Origin of the sequence: Longibaculum muris (assembly GCF_004343035.1) — a bacterium.
Lineage (GTDB): Bacteria > Bacillota_I > Bacilli_A > Erysipelotrichales > Coprobacillaceae > Longibaculum > Longibaculum muris.
In genome coordinates this window covers 30,090-45,389 of record NZ_SMCQ01000006.1, presented here as the reverse complement: position 1 = coordinate 45,389, position 15,300 = coordinate 30,090, and the positions used below count along the sequence as shown (strand labels likewise).

The 15,300-nt window shown below is 29.3% G+C and carries 15 protein-coding genes and 1 riboswitch; of the genes, 14 read left to right on the top strand and 1 reads right to left on the bottom strand.

The features are described 5' to 3' along the window. The first annotated feature begins 75 nt into the window (after positions 1-75). The 6 genes from ispF to EDD60_RS06010 all read left to right on the top strand — a co-directional run bounded on the left by ispF (position 76) and on the right by EDD60_RS06010 (position 6,571). Positions 76-558 (top strand): 2-C-methyl-D-erythritol 2,4-cyclodiphosphate synthase, encoded by a 483-nt coding sequence (gene ispF / locus EDD60_RS06035; RefSeq protein ID WP_066446604.1) that lies wholly within the window; start codon positions 76-78, stop codon positions 556-558. 3 nt (positions 559-561) lie between these two features. Next, positions 562-1,998 carry a glutamate--tRNA ligase gene (gltX, locus tag EDD60_RS06030; RefSeq protein ID WP_066446649.1) on the top strand — a complete coding sequence of 479 codons (1,437 nt, stop codon included), beginning with the start codon at positions 562-564 and terminating at the stop codon, positions 1,996-1,998. A 150-nt stretch (positions 1,999-2,148) separates the two neighbouring features. Further along, a complete protein-coding gene (locus EDD60_RS06025; protein ID WP_066446607.1) occupies positions 2,149-2,943 on the top strand; it encodes an immunoglobulin-like domain-containing protein in 795 nt (264 codons plus the stop codon). Continuing rightward, positions 2,930-3,502, top strand: coding sequence for a rhomboid family intramembrane serine protease (locus EDD60_RS06020; protein ID WP_243646643.1), 573 nt, complete (start codon positions 2,930-2,932; stop codon positions 3,500-3,502). The genes EDD60_RS06025 and EDD60_RS06020 overlap by 14 nt, the downstream gene beginning before the upstream one ends. Continuing rightward, on the top strand, positions 3,499-3,942 hold the full coding sequence (locus EDD60_RS06015; RefSeq protein WP_066446617.1) for a YaiI/YqxD family protein: 444 nt from the start codon (positions 3,499-3,501) through the stop codon (positions 3,940-3,942). Before EDD60_RS06020 ends, EDD60_RS06015 begins: the two co-directional genes overlap by 4 nt. A 51-nt stretch (positions 3,943-3,993) precedes the next feature. After that, a riboswitch (cyclic di-GMP riboswitch) is annotated at positions 3,994-4,077 on the top strand. A gap of 70 nt (positions 4,078-4,147) precedes the next feature. After that, on the top strand, positions 4,148-6,571 hold the full coding sequence (locus EDD60_RS06010) for a transporter substrate-binding domain-containing diguanylate cyclase (protein WP_066446628.1): 2,424 nt from the start codon (positions 4,148-4,150) through the stop codon (positions 6,569-6,571). Between the two features lie 18 nt (positions 6,572-6,589). Here EDD60_RS06010 and EDD60_RS06005 read toward each other — a convergent pair whose 3' ends face one another. Beyond that, positions 6,590-7,888: an MATE family efflux transporter gene (locus tag EDD60_RS06005; protein ID WP_066446630.1), complete on the bottom strand. Its 1,299-nt coding sequence runs from the start codon at positions 7,886-7,888 to the stop codon at positions 6,590-6,592. A gap of 60 nt (positions 7,889-7,948) precedes the next feature. Between EDD60_RS06005 and EDD60_RS06000 the strand changes: the two genes are divergently transcribed. From EDD60_RS06000 to EDD60_RS05965, 8 genes are all read left to right on the top strand, one after another. Next, positions 7,949-8,776: a MerR family transcriptional regulator gene (locus EDD60_RS06000; RefSeq protein WP_066446632.1), complete on the top strand. Its 828-nt coding sequence runs from the start codon at positions 7,949-7,951 to the stop codon at positions 8,774-8,776. 36 nt (positions 8,777-8,812) lie between these two features. Then, positions 8,813-9,631, top strand: a complete 819-nt coding sequence (locus tag EDD60_RS05995) for a Cof-type HAD-IIB family hydrolase (RefSeq protein WP_066446633.1) — start codon at positions 8,813-8,815, stop codon at positions 9,629-9,631. Continuing rightward, entirely contained in the window at positions 9,631-9,804 is a 174-nt protein-coding gene (locus tag EDD60_RS05990) for a DUF4250 domain-containing protein (protein ID WP_066446640.1), read from the top strand. The genes EDD60_RS05995 and EDD60_RS05990 overlap by 1 nt, the downstream gene beginning before the upstream one ends. 47 nt (positions 9,805-9,851) lie before the next feature. After that, positions 9,852-11,054, top strand: a complete 1,203-nt coding sequence (ilvA, locus tag EDD60_RS05985; RefSeq protein WP_066446641.1) for a threonine ammonia-lyase — start codon at positions 9,852-9,854, stop codon at positions 11,052-11,054. Positions 11,055-11,271: 217 nt separating this feature from the next. Continuing rightward, positions 11,272-12,087, top strand: a complete 816-nt coding sequence (locus EDD60_RS05980) for a PD-(D/E)XK nuclease family transposase (protein WP_132226321.1) — start codon at positions 11,272-11,274, stop codon at positions 12,085-12,087. A gap of 189 nt (positions 12,088-12,276) precedes the next feature. Then, positions 12,277-12,954 (top strand): LytR/AlgR family response regulator transcription factor, encoded by a 678-nt coding sequence (locus tag EDD60_RS05975; RefSeq protein ID WP_066448106.1) that lies wholly within the window; start codon positions 12,277-12,279, stop codon positions 12,952-12,954. Further along, positions 12,951-14,165 carry a sensor histidine kinase gene (locus EDD60_RS05970; RefSeq protein WP_066448107.1) on the top strand — a complete coding sequence of 405 codons (1,215 nt, stop codon included), beginning with the start codon at positions 12,951-12,953 and terminating at the stop codon, positions 14,163-14,165. Before EDD60_RS05975 ends, EDD60_RS05970 begins: the two co-directional genes overlap by 4 nt. A gap of 8 nt (positions 14,166-14,173) precedes the next feature. Next, positions 14,174-15,226: a hypothetical protein gene (locus EDD60_RS05965; RefSeq protein ID WP_132226320.1), complete on the top strand. Its 1,053-nt coding sequence runs from the start codon at positions 14,174-14,176 to the stop codon at positions 15,224-15,226. Positions 15,227-15,300 lie beyond the last annotated feature (74 nt).

The window sequence follows — 15,300 nt, the reverse complement described above, 5'->3', positions numbered from 1 at the left end:
TTTCTATGAATAGTGTAAGTTGCTTTTGTATATTCATAGAAATTGTGCTAGAATAGGGCAGGAAGGGTGATAAACATGATGAGAATTGGGCAATCTATAGATATTCATCAATTAGTAGAAAATCGTAAGTTAATTTTAGGTGGTGTTGAAATTCCATATGAAAAAGGCTTGAAAGGTCATAGTGATGCAGATGTTTTGTTACATGCAATTATTGAAAGCATCATTGGGGCGATGGGATTAGGGGATATTGGTAAACATTTCCCAGATACAGATCCTCGCTATAAAGGAATATCATCAATGATTTTACTAGAACATACTTATGAGATGATGAAAAAAGAAGGTTATACAATTGGGAATATTGACAGCATTATTATGTGTGAAGAACCAAAGATGGCTCCTCATATTATGCAAATGCGTCAAAATGTTGCTGAAGTTTTACATTGTGATATCACACAAGTGAATATCAAAGCAACACGTGGAGAGAAACTTGGTTTTGTGGGAAGAAAAGAAGGCATTGTTTCTCAAAGTGTTGTGCTATTAAATAAGGAAGGGTTATAAATGATGGATAAAGTAAGAGTAAGATATGCACCAAGTCCTACAGGACATTTACATATTGGTGGTGCCAGAACAGCATTATTTAATTATTTGTTTGCAAAACATTATAACGGAGATTTTATTTTCAGATTAGAAGATACTGATATTGAAAGAAATATCGAAGGTGGAGAAGCTAGCCAATTAGAAAACTTAAAATGGTTAGGAATTATTCCTGATGAATCACCTTTAAATCCAAATCCAAAATATGCACCATATCGTCAAATGGAAAGATTAGATATCTATAAAAAATATATTGATATCTTACTTGAAAAAGGATATGCCTATAAATGTTTCTGTACTCCAGAAGAATTAGATGCAGAACATGAAAGACAAGTGGCTGCAGGAATTGCACCTAAATATAACCGAAAATGTTGTGATTTAACACCAGAAGAAGTCAAAGCAAAAGAAGAAGCTGGGTTACCTTATACAATCAGAGTGAAAGTACCAGCAGGGAAAACATATGAATTTGATGATATGATTAGAGGACATGTGTCTTTTGAATCAGAAGATATTGGTGACTGGGTTTTAATTAAAGCCAATGGGATTCCAACATATAACTTTGCAGTTGTCATTGATGATCATTGTATGGATATTACACATGTTTTTAGAGGTGAAGAACATTTAAGTAATACCCCTAAACAATTAATGATTTATGAAATGTTAGGATGGAGTGCGCCAACTTATGGTCATATGACATTAATTGTTAATGAAGATAGAAAGAAATTATCAAAACGTGATGAATCAATCATGCAATTTGTTTCTCAATATAAAGAAGAAGGATACTTACCTGATGCAATGTTTAACTTTATGGCATTATTAGGTTGGTCTCCAGAAGGAGAACAAGAAATCTTTAATCATGATGATTTAATTAAAGAATTTAGTGAAAAACGTTTATCTAAATCACCATCTATGTTTGATAAAGAAAAATTAAAATGGGTGAACAACCGTTATATCAAAGAAAGATCTTTAGAAGAAGTAGTTGATTTATGCTTACCATTTTTAAGTGATGCTTATGATTTATCAAATCATAGTGAACAATGGGTTAAAGATTTAGTCGCTGTATATCATGATCAATTATCATATGGCAAAGAAATTGTTGAACTTGTTTCATTATTCTTTGAAGATGAATTACAAATAGACGAAGAAGCTCAAGAGTTTATGAAAGATGAATCAATTCCAAATACATTAGCTGTCTTTAAATCAAAATTAGAAGAATTATCTGATGCTGATTTTACAAAAGACAATATCCAAGCATGTATTAAAGCAACTCAAAAAGAAGCGAAAGCTAAAGGGAAAATGTTATATATGCCAATCCGTATTGCGACAACAGGGATTATGCATGGTCCTGATTTAGCAAGTTCAATTATGTTATTGGGTAAAGAAAAAGTATTATCAAGATTATAGAATAGCCTTGGCTATTCTTTTTCTTTTATAAAACTATGAAAAAAATGTAATGTTATGTTGAAATTTGTGATAATCCCGTGAGAAAAAAAGATGAGTTGGACACAAAGATTTCATATTCAAGTGATATAATTAACATTGGAGGTGAATGTCATGCAAAATAGACTTATTATTTCTATATTAACAGCTTTTATTTTAATAGATGCTCTTTTGATATATCTTGTATTGACAATTTCACCAATCAGATTAAAAAGAGAAAGTTTTGTTTATCAATATGGTGAAGAAATTCCTGTTGATGTTGCAGAATATGTGAATGCCAATCCATCGGTTTTACAAAATGTCAAATTAGATTTATCTTCTGTTTCTAAAGAAGTAGGGACTTATCCTGCTACAATTGAGTACTTTGGTAAAAAACAAAGTTTTCAAATTCAAGTTGTTGATACGATTAAACCAAAAGTACAATTAAAACAAGTTCAATTTAATATTGAAGTAGGACAAACAATCAAAGCTAAAGATTTGATTAAGAAAATTGATGATCAATCAAAAACAACTGTCTATTTCTATGATGAAGAAACACAAAAAAAATCAAAGAGTAAAACATTTTATACTGAAAAATCATATATTGAAAAAATTATTGTAGAAGATGCTCATGGGAATCAATCAGCTGCTTTACGTGTCAAGATTGTTGTTGAAGCTAATAAAGTTTTACCAATTATTAGTGGGGTAAAAGATGAAGAAATTCAAATTGGTGAGGTATTGGATTTAAAGAAAGGTGTTAAGGCAATTGATGATATTGAAGGAGATATTACTTCAAGAATGATTATCAGTGGTGAAGTGAATAATCAAGTTCCAGGCGTTTATCAAATTGTATATACAGTCAGTGATAAAGATGGTAATATAGGAAAAGCTGTAAGAAAGGTAACTGTTTTAGAAAATGATGATAACTAATATATTTTTATTGATTTGTGCAGGAGTGTTTGTTTATATTCGATTTATTCAAAAAGATGATATGATGGCTACGGCTATAAAGTTAGGGGCTTTTTATCCACCAGCTATTGTCGAGGATCATCAATATTGGCGTTTTATAACATGTCATTTTATACATGTTGAGATTTTCCATTTTTTAATGAATGCTTATGCTTTCTATCAATTAGGAAGATTCTTTGAAGCATTATTGGGAAGTGTCTGTTATTTGTTTTTGATTTTAGTGTCAATGCTTTTAAGTTCATTGCTTTGTTATAGTGCTTCACAAATATCATCGCGATATTATTATACAATGACAATAGGGGCATCAGGGGTTGTCTATGGTTTCTTTGGTGCTATTATTGCTTTAGGATATTTAGTAGGTGGACCATTTATGTCTTTATTAGAGAGTTTTGCTTATGTCATTTTAATTAACTTAGCTTATACCTTGTTTGATCGCCAGATTTCTAAGACTGGGCATTTAGGTGGTCTTATTGGTGGGATTGTTGCAATTGTTATTTTATTAGCATTGAGGATTGTATGAGAATATTAGTTGATGGCGATGCTTGTCCCAATAAAACAGAGATAGCAGCCTTAGCAAAAAAGTATCACATTCCTATGCTTGTTTATATTGATTATGCCCATGAATTAGTTAACGATTATTATGAAGTGATTCAATGTGCAATAGGGCATGATAGTGTAGATTTAGTGATGATCAAAGATGTTCAAGTAGGAGATATTGCGATTACTCAGGATTACGGGTTAGCGAGTTTATTACTTGCTAAAGGAGCAACAGTGATTCATCCTAAAGGTATGATTATAGATGAACATAATATTGATAGTTTTCTTATGAGTCGCTTTATTGCGGCTAAACAAAGAAAAGCTCGTCAACGTTTAAAAGGTCCTTCAGCCAGAACAAAAGAAGATTGTGATAGATTTTTGGATGTTTTAGAAAAAACAGTGATAAAAACAAGTGATTTTTAAATAAAAATTTGATAAATATTGACAGTTGAAGATGTCAACGTTAAAATAAAAGTACAAACAAGGCAAAGTTGTTGAAAAACAATGACGCAAAACTATAGGGTCTAAACTTTTTAAGTATGACAGCCAGTTGCACTACAATAATGATTTTGTCGTGGACATATAAATTCATATGTTCACTTTTTTAATAAAATAGAGGAGAGATAGAATGAGGAAAGTTATAACAACATTGATTTGCTGCTTCGTTTTGCTGTTGAATACCATACCCATACAAGCAAAAGAGAAAATAAAAGTTGCTTTTCCAATTCAGCCGGGGTTGACTGAATTAACACAAGATGGGGAATTTACAGGATATACGTATGATTATTTAAAAGAATTAGAACGTTTTACAAATTTTGAATTTGAATTTGTTGTTTATGATAAAGAAGATGTTAATGATAATATTGTTGAGGCTATGGATGATGTAGCTAAAGGGAAAGTTGATATCATGGGTGGTATGGTTTATAGTGAATCTATGACAGATACTTATGATTATACAGCTACTAATTATGGAACAAGTAATATGGTTTTATATGTAACCTCTGATAAAGCTGAATTAAATGAAACAAGTATTTATTCAGCAAAAGAATTAACAGCTGGAGTTGTTTCTACAAAGAAGGTAGAAAACAAGAATTTAACAGAATTTGGTGAAACAAATGGAATAAAGTTTAAGCAAGTGTTTTATTCAAATATTGAAGATATGATTAAAGGTTTGCAAGCTGGTAAGATTGATGCAATGGTAGGAACTGATTTATCTATTTTAAGTGGGAACTATCGTATTATTGCTAAGTTTTTTCCACGTTCTTTCTATTTTGTAACAACGAAAGGGAAAACGAGTCTTATTTCTAAATTAAATAGTGCAATGATGGATTTAAATAAGGAACAACCTAATTTTATGAGTGAATTGCATGAAGAATATTTTTCTATGAAGAATGTTGAATTTAATTTAACAGAACTAGAAGAAAAGTTTGTGAAAGATAATCCAGTGATTGATGTTGCTGTATTAGGTGGGAGAGCACCTTATCAATCTAAAGATAATAATGGAAAATTGAATGGGATTACAATTGAACTATTGGATAATATAGGTAAGTTAAGTGGATTAAAGTTTCATTATGATTATGCTGAAACGTATGATGAGTATCAGGAACTTTTAGCTAAAAAGACTTATTTAATACAAGCTGGAGTAACTTATCCTTATTCAGATTGGAGTCAAGACTACTCTTTATCAAAATCTTTTTTAGAAGCGAACATGTCTTTGGTTATTAATGATAAAGTATCAAGTAGTGATTTAAAAGGAAAAAAACAAGCTTCAATCAAAGGTTTGCAATATAATGGTGAATTTCAAGGTGAGATAGAATATTATGAATCAACATTAGAAGCATTTAAAGCTGTCATGAATCAAGATGCAGATTATGCTTATATAAATAGTTATATTGCTGAATTTTATAACAGTTATTTTCAGTCAAATGATATAAGTATTCTTCCACAAGAAAAGAATCACAAACAAAATATTTGTTTCTCTATTCATAAAAGTACAGGAACAACACTATTAAGTATTATTAATAAAGGTATTGATGCATCATCTTATAAAATGCAGGATATTATTTTTAGAAATGCAACATATGTTAAAGATAATACATCATTTAGTGATTATGTTAAAAATAATCCTGAGCAATTTTTATTAACGATTACTATTATTTTAGGTTTGAGTGTCTTTTTTAGATATTATATGAATAAGAAAAACAGTAAGAAAATTCTAAGAGAATATGAGCGTTTCCAACAAATCAGTGATTTATCAAAAGATTGTTTTATTGAATACAACGTGAAAAGTGATTGTTTAACATTAAGTGGTGGGGGAGCTAAGTTGATTTATCCTGAATCAACATATGAACAATATATTGAAAAGAAAGCGATTGGATATGAACAAGTTGAAAGATGTATTCAGACTCATAAAGGAATTGTTGTAGAAGAATATGTTTCATTTGTTGATGGATCAAGACATTGGCTTAAAATTATACTTCAGCCTATTTTAGATGATAATGGTCATGTCAATCGTGTTATTGGAAAAGCTACGGATATTCAAAGTGAAAAAGAAGAACAATTATTGTGGAAAGAATTAGCGCAAAAGGATGGATTAACAAATCTGTATAATTCTTCTGCTAGTCGTGAACAAGTTGAGAAATTATTAAAAGATGCTCCTGATAATGCAATTGCATTAATGATTATTGATGTAGATAACTTTAAGAATATTAATGATCAATATGGACATTATTCTGGGGACTTGGCTTTACAACGATTAGCTCAAGTGTTATCAAGTGTTGTTTACTTAGATGATATTGTTGGTCGTGTGGGTGGCGATGAATTTATTATTGCGATTAAAGAACCACAGAGTGAAGAAGTTATCTTTGATTATTATCAAAGTATTATTAATAAGCTAGAACAATATGATGATATCCTTACAACAATTAGTATTGGAGTTGCATTTTCTAAACAAGGAATGAGCTATGATGATATTTATCGAAAAGCTGATAATGCTTTATATGATGTAAAAAATCATGGTCGTAATGGCTGTAGAATTGCTAATGATTTATAGAATAGAAAAGAACGAACATCATGCTCGTTCTTTTTTTCGATATAAAAATAAACAGATAAGGGTAATAAGACATTCACTGATAGGAAATGATAACCAAACACCAGTTAATGAGAATAATATTGATAAGATCATAACTAAAGGAATAACTATCAAACCACCTCTTAATAAAGAAATAAAAAATGAAGGCTTAAACTTTTGAACAGAAGCAAAATAAGAAACAAAAATCATATTAATACCTGCAAAAAAGAACCCAAAGAAATATAAAGGTAAGCCTTGTATCGCAATGTTCATCATCATAAAATTATTCTCACTGTTAAAGATAGAAATAATCCGTTGAGGGAAAAGCATAATGCAACTATAAACAAGCATAGAAACAATGAAAGAAGTCATTAAAGAATAACGTAAATAAGCTGACATCAACGAAGTATTCTTTTGGCCATGACTTTGACTAAGTAATGGCTGTACCCCTTGAGCAATCCCCGTATATAAAGAAGTAACAACCAAAGCTAAATTACTAATAATACCATAACTTGCCACCGCAATATTACCACCAATAGATAAAATAACCATATTAAATACAAAAACAATAATCCCACCAGATAACTCAGTAATAAAAGAAGGAATTCCAACACTTATTATCTGATAAACCTTATTCTTATTAATTTGACAAGGAAGATAATGAAAATAATTTTGTTTCCATAAAATATGTAAACCACAAATCAATAAAGTTATAATAGGAGAAAAACCAGTTGCTAAGGCAGCACCTACCATTCCTAATTGACATGGAAAAACTAATATATAATCAAAGACAATATTGAATAATGTTCCAAGTAACATTGCTATACTAGCCAATCTTGGATTGTTGTCATTTCTAATAAATGCCACAACAATCTGCTGTAAGATAAAAAATGGGGTAAAAATAATATAAGCCTTTAAATATGCTGAAGCAATCGGAATAATTTCTTGATTAGCACCCATAAAATGCATGATGTTTTCAGCAAACAAGAATCCCATAACAGCAATAGGTATAGAAATCATCAAAGCTAGCTTCATAGCGATACTAAAATATAAAGAAGCTTCTTTCGCTTTGTTTTGTACTTTTAAGATAGAAAAATGCGTGGCACTTCCCACTCCAATTAACAAACCAATCCCTGTAATAACATTATATAAAGGAATAATAAGATTTAAAGCAGCCAAACCCATACTTCCAACCCCATTGGCAATAAATAAAGTATCTGCAAGGATATAACAAGATAAACCAATCATACTTAACATATTAAAACTCACATACTTTAAAAATATGAATTGTCTTTTCATAAGCCACCTCCCTATGCTATAATAAACTATAGTCTAACCCTATAGTCAAGGAGAAATTTTATGTCACAATACTATCAAACCTATTATACAACTGGTGAATTTGCTAAACTTTGTCATACAACTAAAGAAACCTTATTTCATTATGATGAAATAGGCTTATTAAAACCCAAAATGATTAAAGACAATGGCTATCGTTATTATTTATCTATTCAATATTTTGAATTTGATTTAATTAAAGTCTTACAAGAAGCAAATATGTCTTTAAAAGAAATAAAAGCATTTATGATACAAAGAAATAATCAAAACTTTGTTAATATTTTACGAGAAAAATCACAGGAATTAGAAAATGAAAAGAAACGAATTGATAATATGCAATATCGTATTCAACAAGCTATTCAAATGACAGAATATGGAATGGAAATGCAACATATGGTACCATTTATTGAAGAATGTGAAGCTGAACATCTTTTAACAATTGCTGTACCTAATAAAGAATTAACTGATCGAGAAATGATGGATTATGTAAGTGAACATCTTGAATATTGTCATAGTCACCATTTAACTGAGGAATTACCTTTAGGAACAATTATTTATCAATCACAATTATTACAAAAGAATTATCAGGAAAATAGATATTATGTGAGATTAAATCAAGCTTTTGATGATCCTCGTTACTGGTTGAAGCCTCAAGGAATGTATGCAACTATTTTACATGAAGGGTTTTATGATACGATTGATGAATCTTTTCATATATTATTTGATTATATTGAAAAAGAAGGTTATCAGATTATTGGGGATGCTTATGAATATGAAATTCATAGTTATTTTACTTCATTAGATCAAGATCAATATTTAATTTCTTTATCTATTCAAGTAGACAAAAAATAAAAAATCATTTAATATGATAAAAAATGGAGGAAGATTATGAAGTATAAATTAATAGCGTTAGATTTAGATGGAACATTAAAAAATTCCAATAATGAAATTACTGAAAAAACAAAGAATGCTTTAATTAAAGTTCAAGAATTAGGAGTAAAAATTGTTTTAGCTAGTGGGAGACCTACACCAGGATTACGTCATGAAGCTAATGAATTGGAATTAGAAAAATATGAGGGATATATTTTATCTTTTAATGGTGCAAGAGTTGTTGATGTTAAAACAAAAGATACAATTTATGAACAAACATTAACTGTTGAAGAAGCTAAAAAGGCTTATGATCGTGCTAAAGAATTTAATCTTGCATGTATGACATATAGTCAAGATACAATTTTAACCGAAGATATTGGTGATGAATATGTTTGTGTTGAAGCTAAAATCAATGATATTGAAAAACAAAAAGTTGAATCTTTTAAAGCTTGTTTAAAAGATCCTATTCATAAAGTCTTATTAACTGGAAAGCCAGATTATGTAGCAAGTATTGAGGAAGAATTTAAGCAACCATTTGGGGATACTTTAAGTATTTATCGAAGTGCTCCTTTCTTTATTGAAGTTATGGCTCAAGGAATTGATAAAGCAGCGTCTTTAGATAGACTTGCTCAATCATTAGGAATTAAACAAGAAGAAGTTATGGCATTTGGTGATGGCTTCAATGATTTAAGTATGATTGAATATGCTGGTCTTGGGGTTGCGATGGAAAATGCTGTTGAAGGGGTTAAAGAAAGAGCGAATGTTATTACAAAATCTAATGATGAAGATGGAATTGCCTATATTTTATCACAAGAATTTGAAGGGGTTGAATATTAATGTTACCACAAGATCCAGCGATGTTGTTGAGTTATGTGAATATGAAATTAAGAGATCAATATGCTTCTTTAGATGATTTATGTGACGATTTAGATATTTCTAAGGAAGAAATTGTAGAAAAACTAAAATCGATAGACTATATTTATGATTTTGAAAAAAATCAGTTCAAATAAATTTTAAGCTGTGCTATAATTGGGGAAAATAAGTGGAGGATAAGAATATGTTAAAATTAGAACAGTTTCAAGAAGCAAAAAAGAGAGTCGATGAAGTCATTATTCCAACTCCCTTAATATATAGTGAAGCTTTTTCAAAAGAATGTAAGAATGAAGTATATATTAAACCAGAAAACTTACAAAGAACAGGGGCATTTAAAATTAGGGGAGCCTACAATAAGATTGTCAAGATGGATGATGAATCTAAGGCAAAAGGTTTAATTGCCTCATCGGCTGGAAATCATGCTCAAGGTGTTGCCTATGCAGCACATAAATTAGGCGTTAAGGCAACTATTGTTATGCCAAAACATACACCTTTGATTAAGGTTGAAGCGACACAATCTCATGGTGCAGATGTTGTTTTAGCTGGAGAGGTTTATGATGAAGCTTATCAAGCAGCTTGTGATTTACAAAAGAAACATGGTTATACTTTCGTACATCCTTTTAATGATGAAGATGTTATTGAGGGGCAAGGAACAATTGCATTAGAGATTTTAGAAGAATTACCTGATACTGATATTATTTTAGTACCAATTGGTGGTGGTGGATTAATTTCTGGGATTGCTTGTGCCGCAAAATTAATCAAACCAACAATTAAGATTATTGGGGTAGAACCAGAAGGTGCAGCTAGTGCTTTAGCAGCAATTAATGAAGATCAAGTTGTTGCTTTAAAAGAAGCAATAACAATTGCTGATGGAACAGCAGTTAAACAAATTGGGGAAGTAACGTTTGATTATATTAAAGAATTTGTTGATGGAATTATTACTGTCTCTGATTATGAATTGATGGATGCATTTTTGTTATTGGTTGAAAAGCATAAACTTGTAGCAGAAAATTCTGGTATTTTATCACTAGCAGCATTGAAAAAATTAAATGAAAAAAATAAAAAAGTTGTTTCTTTAATTAGTGGTGGAAATATTGATGTAATGACTATCTCATCAATGATTAATAAAGGGTTGATTGCTAGAGGTAGAATCTTTACATTCTCTGTACAATTACCAGATAAACCTGGTCAACTAGAATATGTTGCTAAAGTGTTAGCTCAATGTAATGCGAATGTTATTGGGGTTGATCATAACCAATTTAAAAACTTTGCTCGTTTCTCTGAAGTAGAATTACGTGTTACTTGTGAAACAAATGGGGAAAGTCATATTCAAAAAATCATTGATACATTTAATGAACAAGGTTATACAATCACAAGAATTAATTAATTATTTGATAAAGGTTCAAATCTTTTTAACAGATTTGAATCTTTTTTTTAAATAAAAAGAAAAATTGAATTTTTTTGCGTATATAAGTAGTAGGGAAGGTTTTTTTGTACATATGATCTTTAGCACTCTTTTTATGTTTTTTATATCTATTTACTATAAGCAAATATTGTTGTATAATCTTTGTATAAGAGATCCTTCCCTAGAAAGAAGGTGTTCTATGACCACAAGTGTTCTAGAAAAAAGTTTGTCCTATGATGATCTCATTGCCTCGCTTAGGCTGATTGATGATGACTTTATGAGAATCATCTTCAAGAATCAGGATTGTATTCAGCTCCTCTTGGATATCATCCTTGATGAGCATGTGGAAATCATTGAGAATGATTCCCAGTATGACCTTAAGAATCTCCTTGGCAGGTCACTGACAATTGATGTATTGGTTAAAGACAATAAAGGAAATTACATCAATATCGAAGTACAGAGAGATGAAGCAGGTGCCCATCCCAAGCGGGCAAGGTATCATCAGAGTCTGATTGATTCATTTCTAAGCTTTCCAAATGAGAAATGGAGAGAGATTCCAAAGACAATTGTCATATTCATAACGGAAGAAGATGTATTGGGATATGATCTACCTATCTATCATGTGAGAAGAAGGATTGTTGAAAATGGAGAGAGCTTTGATGATGAAACAGAAATCATCTATGTGAATGCATCGATACAGGATGATACTGAGCTAGGGAAACTGATGCATGACTTTATGTGCAAAGAAGTTGAGAGTATGAATTATGAAGTATTAAAGAAACGGGTAGGGTATTACAAAGAGAGTGAAGGAGGAAAGAGAGAGATGTGTGAAATCTGGCAGAAGATAAGAGATGAAGGAAAAATGGAAGGCTACGTCGAGGGAGAGATGAATAAAACGATTGAATTTATAAAGAAGTTAACTACGAAGAATGGTTGTACTATTGAAGATGCCATGGAATTATTGGATATTCCACCAGTTGAACGTCAACAATACCGACAAAGAATTGTTTCATAAATAATAATAAGATTCAAATAGACTATTTAAAGTTATTTGAATCTTTTTTTAATCATATAAAGAGAAAAACATGACGTTTAAAGAGAATCACAAACATAAAAGAATAAAAAGAATATAATGAATTTAGGAAAGGGATGAGACCAATGGATTGTGAATGTGTTAAAATGAATATATAAGGAGGACAATGATATGAACATTGTTATTGTGGATGATGAACCAATGATTTTAAATATCATACAAAAACAACTCCAATATATTCATGATAAAGATATTGAAACATACAGCTTTACAAGTATTCAAGATATGCAAAAAGCAAGAGTTCCTATTGATTTATTATTATTGGATATAGATATGCCTGACTGTGATGGGATTACTTATTCTAAAGAACATCGTGATATGAAGATTATTTTTGTAACAAGTCAAGGTCAAAGAATGAAAGAAGCATTTGGATATAATGTTTATGGTTTTGTAGAAAAAGATCATTTAAAAGAAGAATTGTGTCAAAAGGTTATTGAAGTGATTAAGGAATTAAAACAAGAAAGAACTATTGAATTAAAGACTGATTTAGGTTGTTTTCAATTTTATTTGAAAGATATTGTTTATGGACAATATTTATCAGATCGTAGAATTAGTTTTGTAGTTAATCAAAAATCGTATATTTATAAAGGAAAAACGTTTAAAGAGTTTGTTGAAATGTTAGGTGATGGATTTTATTTTATTGATAGAGATACTTTTATTAATATGGATCATGTGATTGGAATTGTTAATAATCAAGTAATCTTAAAAGATATTCATCAAAAATTAATTATAAGTTCAAGAAGGCAAAAAGAAGTTAAAGATATCTTCTTGAGGAGGAAAAGAAAATGACATACCTCATATTTTATATCAGTGGGTTATTTTATGTTTTAGGTTTAACATTTAGTGTTTATCCTTTCCTTCATCAAAAACGATCAGTTCTACAAATTATTATATTACTATGTGTTTATTCAATTCTTTATTTTCTTATCAGTCAAACAATCTTAATATTTGAACAAAGTGTCCTCATTTATGTATTAACCATTCTACTAGATTGGTTAATGATGAGTTGGCTTTATGGTAAGCTGGAAAAATGGATTATGTTTTATACAACTTTTTATCTATGTCAGTATCTTATAGTTTTTAGTATAATAACTCAAGTTTTAAGAACAGTTCATTTACAACCAGTTTTATTTGTTAGTTTACTTGCTAATGTAATTATTGTTGTAGAAATCAAGATTTTGAATCAATATCATATGATGGCAGATTATAAATTGGTTCAAGAACATGAACTTATTTATGATTTAATTAATTTTTTAATGATATCCATTGTTTATATCTTTTATAGTTTTAAAGGAAGTTCATTACAAAGTAGATATATTATCTTTATTTATCTATTATTAATGAGTTTATGGATTTATTTACTGATGATAATGAGTCGAAGTTTTTGTTTGGCGAAAGAAAAAGCAGAATTAAAAGTCATGAATATGTATAACCAAAATGTTGAAGATTATGTTATGCGTTATATGCAAAGTCATGAACAAATAAGAAAACTAAGACATGATTTAAAAAATCATCTATTCATATTAAAGAACTTAGATAATACTCAACAAATTCATGAATATTTAGATCAATTATCATCAAATATGCCATTACTTTTAGAAAACCAAGAAACACTTAGTGGGAACCCATATATTGATGCTTGCTTAAATATTAAAAAACAAACATATCCCGAAGTTAAATTTCAATGGGATTTACAAGTGCAGGATTTAAATATGCCATGTACTGATTTATGTTCGCTCTTATTTAATTTATTAGATAATGGCGCAACAGCAGCTATGAAAGTTCAAGGAAGTGTAGAATTACAAATGATTTATAATCAAGGAAATCTTTTGATTAATGTAAGTAATGATTGTTATGAAGAACCTGATTTTACATCACATGAGGATAATCATGGTTATGGTTTAAAGATTATCCATGAAATTGTTTATAAGTATAAGGGGGCTATTGAAATGCGTTATACTGATCATAAATTATATGTGGAGATTTGTTTAGAAGTATGAGTCAGACTATGAAGAAATTTTTGAGTATCTTTGTTATTGCAAGCTTACTCATAACAATAAGTACTTCATCAAGTCCCCTCATTATATCAATGTTATCAATGTTTACAAATACAATATTTAATATCCAATTTGGATTATTCTTAATGATTGTGTACTTTATTATTGTACAAAAATATGAAGTCAACATAAAAGATATACAAACAATGATATTGACTTGTATTTTATTACTTGTCTTAAATCTATTTATTAATAACACAGCTTTTTCTACAATGAATGATTTATATTTAGTAAGAGATAGTTATCTTATAAGTATGATATTATTTAATGCTGGATTATGGTTGAAGAAGAAAGGCATATCAATAAATTATCATTATTTATTGATAATGATTTGTTTAGTGATTATTGGAATAACCTTTATTGAGTATCAACTAAATAGTACTTTACATTTTATTGGAGTTGGAATTGCACAATTGATTATGTTGTTTTGGTTAAATTGCTTACAAGAACATCATCAAGTTGAAAAGAAAGATATAATGATTCACTTATTAATATTAGTTGTTATCATCACTATCTTACTACAAGGTTATACAACAGATATTATATTGATTACATGCGTCCATCTTTTGACATTATGTTTCATTGAATTTATGAGATTTGTTCTTCCCAAAAAATATCAAATCTATCAAGGCATCATCTTTGTTATTATCTTTATGATTTTAAATGTTTATATTCTTCCAATCCATCATAATTCACTTCTTATTTTCAATGAATTCATTAGACAATCATCAATTGTTCTAACTGGTTTAGCTATATACAGTTTAAAAAATAAATATGCAAGTATTATTATAGCTATAGGTTTAGGAAGTATTGTTATTTTTAATCTTCTCATGTCTAGTCAACTTTCTATGGACATAGTTATCTCTATAAGTAATGCTTTAACATCAATGGGAATCTTATGGATATATCCAAAAGCTATAAAATCAAGTTATAAACTTTGTTTATTAGCTGTCGCTATGTTTATTATATTGATGTTCATTTATGTGATACGTATGGGAGGATAAAAAAGCGAATATAGTGATTGAATAAATTTTGCATTTCATGTATTTTTTTCTTGAATATTATAGATATTTCTACT

Coding starts and splice junctions, on each gene's coding strand:
- EDD60_RS05995 (WP_066446633.1), top strand. CDS start 8,813: ATGAAGTATAAATTAATAGCGTTAGATTTAGATGGAACATTAAAAAAT.
- gltX (WP_066446649.1), top strand. CDS start 562: ATGGATAAAGTAAGAGTAAGATATGCACCAAGTCCTACAGGACATTTA.
- ispF (WP_066446604.1), top strand. CDS start 76: ATGATGAGAATTGGGCAATCTATAGATATTCATCAATTAGTAGAAAAT.
- EDD60_RS06010 (WP_066446628.1), top strand. CDS start 4,148: ATGAGGAAAGTTATAACAACATTGATTTGCTGCTTCGTTTTGCTGTTG.
- EDD60_RS06000 (WP_066446632.1), top strand. CDS start 7,949: ATGTCACAATACTATCAAACCTATTATACAACTGGTGAATTTGCTAAA.
- EDD60_RS06020 (WP_243646643.1), top strand. CDS start 2,930: ATGATGATAACTAATATATTTTTATTGATTTGTGCAGGAGTGTTTGTT.
- EDD60_RS06025 (WP_066446607.1), top strand. CDS start 2,149: ATGCAAAATAGACTTATTATTTCTATATTAACAGCTTTTATTTTAATA.
- EDD60_RS05965 (WP_132226320.1), top strand. CDS start 14,174: ATGAAGAAATTTTTGAGTATCTTTGTTATTGCAAGCTTACTCATAACA.
- EDD60_RS05990 (WP_066446640.1), top strand. CDS start 9,631: ATGTTACCACAAGATCCAGCGATGTTGTTGAGTTATGTGAATATGAAA.
- EDD60_RS05980 (WP_132226321.1), top strand. CDS start 11,272: ATGACCACAAGTGTTCTAGAAAAAAGTTTGTCCTATGATGATCTCATT.
- EDD60_RS06005 (WP_066446630.1), bottom strand. CDS start 7,888: ATGAAAAGACAATTCATATTTTTAAAGTATGTGAGTTTTAATATGTTA.
- EDD60_RS05970 (WP_066448107.1), top strand. CDS start 12,951: ATGACATACCTCATATTTTATATCAGTGGGTTATTTTATGTTTTAGGT.
- EDD60_RS05975 (WP_066448106.1), top strand. CDS start 12,277: ATGAACATTGTTATTGTGGATGATGAACCAATGATTTTAAATATCATA.
- ilvA (WP_066446641.1), top strand. CDS start 9,852: ATGTTAAAATTAGAACAGTTTCAAGAAGCAAAAAAGAGAGTCGATGAA.
- EDD60_RS06015 (WP_066446617.1), top strand. CDS start 3,499: ATGAGAATATTAGTTGATGGCGATGCTTGTCCCAATAAAACAGAGATA.